Source organism: Fundidesulfovibrio sp. (assembly GCF_058402725.1).
This window is the reverse complement of the sequence record NZ_JBZVFJ010000221.1, coordinates 1-3951: the sequence shown is the minus strand read 5'-3', so window position 1 is coordinate 3951 and position 3951 is coordinate 1. Positions and strand designations below refer to the sequence as shown.

The 3951-nt window shown below is 70.0% G+C and carries 3 protein-coding genes; all 3 read right to left on the bottom strand.

All coding sequences use genetic code 11. The features are described 5' to 3' along the window. The coding region (locus ACV4UX_RS17715; protein ID WP_491594603.1) for a type VI secretion system contractile sheath small subunit at window positions 1-562 on the bottom strand (562 nt) is incomplete at its 3' end. Between the two features lie 114 nt (window positions 563-676). After that, window positions 677-1654: an NAD-dependent epimerase/dehydratase family protein gene (locus ACV4UX_RS17710; RefSeq protein ID WP_491594602.1), complete on the bottom strand. Its 978-nt coding sequence runs from the start codon at window positions 1652-1654 to the stop codon at window positions 677-679. A 189-nt stretch (window positions 1655-1843) separates the two neighbouring features. Next, a partial coding sequence (locus ACV4UX_RS17705) for a methyl-accepting chemotaxis protein (RefSeq protein ID WP_491594601.1) occupies window positions 1844-3951 on the bottom strand: 2108 nt, incomplete at its 5' end.

Below are 3951 nucleotides of genomic sequence, written 5' to 3'. Positions count from 1 at the left end.
CCAGGGCGCGCCAGCCAGCGTCGGCGAAGATCCCGGAGAGGGTCCTGGCCAGGAGGGTCCCGGCCTGAGCCTGCCATCCGGCCAGCCCCTGGCCGCCGCCGGGGGCCTGGGGGGCGTCCTGGGTGGCCACCATGGAGAGCAGGTCGTCCAGGGCCTGGGAGTCGGCGGGTGCGGGCCTGGGCGGCGCCTGGGCCACGGTGAGGTCCAGGGGCAGCGCGGGCCAGCGGGAGCGGATCTCCCGGGCCGCGTCCTCCGGGGCCGCGCCCGATGCCCGGGCCTGGCCCAGGTAGGCCTCGCACCCGGCCAGGGCCGCCAGGTAGGGCACGTTCTTCACCAGCCCGTCGGGGCGAAGGCCCGCGAAGGAGGTCACGGCCACGTCCAGGCCGCCCTCGGGGCAGACGTCGCGCGGCAGCTCCACCCAGAGCCTGGGGGCCATGGCGGCCAGGGCCTCGTCCAGGGTGTAGATGTCGGCCTCCACCACGCGGGGCCGGTAGCCCGAGGCGGACACGGGTGCGAAGGGGGCCAGGGCCAGGATGGTGTAGGGGCTCACGGGCGCGGGCATGGCGGCTCCTTGGACGGAACGGATTTCCCCATCCCTAGCAGCTTTGCGCGCGCCTGACCACGCAAAAAGGGCGGGCCATCAGGCCGCGCGGAGGCTCAGGCCCGGCCGGACGCCTCAGGCCAGCTCGTCCGGATGGGCCGTGAACCACTCCAGGGTGCGCCCCAGGCCCTGCTCGAAGGGGGTGGACGGGGTGAAGCCTGCGGCCCGGGCCAGGGCCGAGGTGTCGGCCAGGGAGTGGCGCAGGTCGCCCGCGCGCTCGGGCAGGCTCTCCACGGGCAGCTCGCGCCCGGTGACGCCCAGGATCATGCGGGCCAGCTCCAGCACGCTGGTGGAGCGCCCGGTGCCCACGTTGAACACCCCCGCGAGCGGCCCCCGCTCCCCCGCCAGTCCTGCGGCCAGGAGTACGGCGTTCACGGCGTCATACACCCAGACGAAGTCGCGCGTCTGGCCGCCGTCGCCGAACACGGTGAGAGGCTTGTCCGCCAGGGCCATGGCCAGGAAGCGGCGCACCACGCCGTCGTAAGGGCCGGGCTTGCCCCGGGCCGGGCCGTAGAGGTTGAAGAAGCGCACGCTGGCCCCGAAGCCGGATTCGGCGATGTGCCTCGAGGCCAGGTACTTGGCCCAGCCGTAGGGGCTCTGGGGCTCCCCGGCCTGCTCCTCCTGCACGGCCCCCTCCACGGGCAGGCCGTACTCCGCGGCGGACCCGGCGAAGACGAAGCCGCCCGCACCGCTCTCCCGGGCCTGGGCGTGCAGGGCCAGGGTGGCGTCGCGGTTCACGGCCATGGTCTCCTCGGGGTGGTCCATGGACCAGGGCACGCTGACCACGGCGGCCATGTGCAGCACGGCGTCGAAGCGTCCGTGGAGCGAGACGAGCCCGGGCAGCAGGTCCGGCTCCAGGATGGAGCGCTCGTGGAACGCGAAGGCCGGGTGGTCCTGGAAGGGAGCCAGGTTGGAGCGGTAGCCGGAAAAGAAGTTGTCCACGCCCGCCACGAAGGCCCCGGCCCCCAGGAGGGCCTCGCAGAGCTTGGAGCCCACGTTGCCCGCTGCGCCTGTGACGAGGCAGCGTTTTCCTTCGAGAGAGGCCAGGATCATGGGGGGGCTCCTTGTGGCAAGCGGTTGAGCGATCTCTTTAGCCCGGCGTCTGTGCGGGGACAACCCCTTCCCTGCGCCGATATCGCATGAGGAGGGCGGCGCTGGGAGGTCCTGATCCAGGCCGCCGGGAACGCGGCCGGGCCATCCCGCGCTGGAACGGGGGCCGCCCGGGCGGCCCCCCTGAAGCCTCTAGGAAGCCAGGGCCTTGCGTCCGGCCTTGGTCGCCAGCGCCGGAGAGCCCTCGCCGCCCTTCATCTGGTCGATGAGCCCCTTGAGCACCTGGGCCTGCCGTGCGAGTTCCTCCACGACGTCGGTGGAGCGCTGCATGGCCTGGGAGGTTTCCCCGGAGATCCTGCTGATGTCCTCGATGCTGCGCTTGATCTCCTCACTGGCGGCGGACTGCTGTTCGGAGGCCGTGGCGATGGAGCGCACCTGGTCGAAGGTGTCGTCCACCAGGCGCACGATCTGGCCCAGGGACTCGCCGGACCCGTTGGCCAGGCGCGTTGCCTCTGTGATGGCCCCCACGGCCTGCTCCACGTGGACGTAATTCTTGCGGGTGCCCTGCTGGATGCCCTGGATGGCGCCGCCCACCTCCTTGGTGGCGGTCATGGTCTTTTCCGCGAGCTTGCGCACCTCGTCGGCCACCACCGCGAAGCCCCTGCCGGCTTCTCCGGCGCGCGCGGCCTCGATGGCCGCGTTGAGGGCAAGGAGGTTGGTCTGGTCGGCGATGTCGGAGATCACGTCCAGGACGTTGCCGATGCCCTCGGCCTGCTTGCCCAGGATGCCCATGTCCTCCTGGGACTGCTTGGCGTTCACCAGCACCCGGTCGATGAACGTGACCAACTGGCTCATGACGCGCGCCCCCTCCTCGGCCTGGCTCTTGGCCCGGGTGACGGTTTCGGCGGCGTGGGAGGCGTTCCTGGCCACCTCGAGCACCGTGGCGTTCATCTCCTCCATGGCGGCGGCCGTCTCGGCCACGCGCTGCGACTGCTCCCCGGCCCCCTGGCTGGAATGCTCGATCTGCCCTGCCAGGTCTTCCGAGGCGGCCGAGACCACCCCCACCACGCCCTCCAGTTGCCCGGCGGCGTGGAGCATGCCCTGTGTCCTGGCCTCCTCGGCCTCGCGCCGGGCCTGCACGCTGGCGGTGATGTCGGTCACCAGGGCGATGGCGGCGATGAGCTGCCCGTCGAGATCGTAGATGGGGGCCACGTCCACGCAGCAGACACGGGCGGAGCCCTTGCGGGTGGTCATGTTCACGTTTTCCACGTGCTGATTCCGGCGATCCTGAAGCACCTTTTGGGTGATAGTCGCGCGGTTTAATTCGCCGTAGAAGTATTCGCCCACGTCCATGCCGACGGAGTCCTCGGGCTTGCCGGGGAGCTCCAGCAGATCGAGCATCGCCTGGTTGGTGAAGGTCAGCTTGTTCCGGGTGTCGCAAATCACGCAGGGCGTGGTGAGGCCGTGAAGCACGCCGGAGGCGAAGCCGAGCTTGTTCTTGAGCTGGCTCACCATCTCGCGCAGGTTGTCGGCCATGCGCCCCAACTCGTCCCGGCTGCGCACTTCGAGCGCATGAGCGTAGTCGCCCTGGGTGATTCTTGCGGCGAAATCGCCCACCTGGGCCAGGGGCCCGGTGATGGAGCGCGTCACCAGAAGCCCCAGGAGCAGCGCCGCCAGCACGGCCCCGGCGCACACGCCGAGCACCAGTGTCCGTGAGCGCTCCAGTTCCGCCGATAGTTCGAGCTTCTGCTGCTGCGCGTCCTGGCGCACCAGGGCGATGATCTCGTCGAGCAGGGGATAGAGTTGGGCGTCCACCGCCTCGATCTCGTTGACGGTGATCTGAGACGCCTGGCGCAGCTTGTCCGTCTTGGTGGGGTCGGCCTCGTATTCCTTCACGAGCCCCAACACCTTGCCCGTGAGTTCCCGTCCAAGGACCAGCCGCTCCTTGAGCTGGGCGAAGAGGCGCTTCTGGGCCTCGGAGGTCATGATTTTCTCCACGTCCTCCATGGCCTTGCGGTAGTCCTTTCGGCCCCTGTCGATCTCCTCGTAGAGGGTGGCGCGCTGCTGGGGGGTGAGGGCGTCGGAGAACAGGGTGCGCGTGACGCTGACGGTGCGCTTCATGTGGTAGCGCATGTCTCCCACGGCCATGGCCAGGGGCATGTCGTAAGAGACGGCCTGACTGAACGCCCCCATTCCCGTATCTGCGGCCTTGAGTCCGAGATACCCCAGGACAAACGCGAAGACCGCCACCGTGGCGAAACCGAGAAGCAGGCGAACCCTTATGGACAGCTGAAACATGG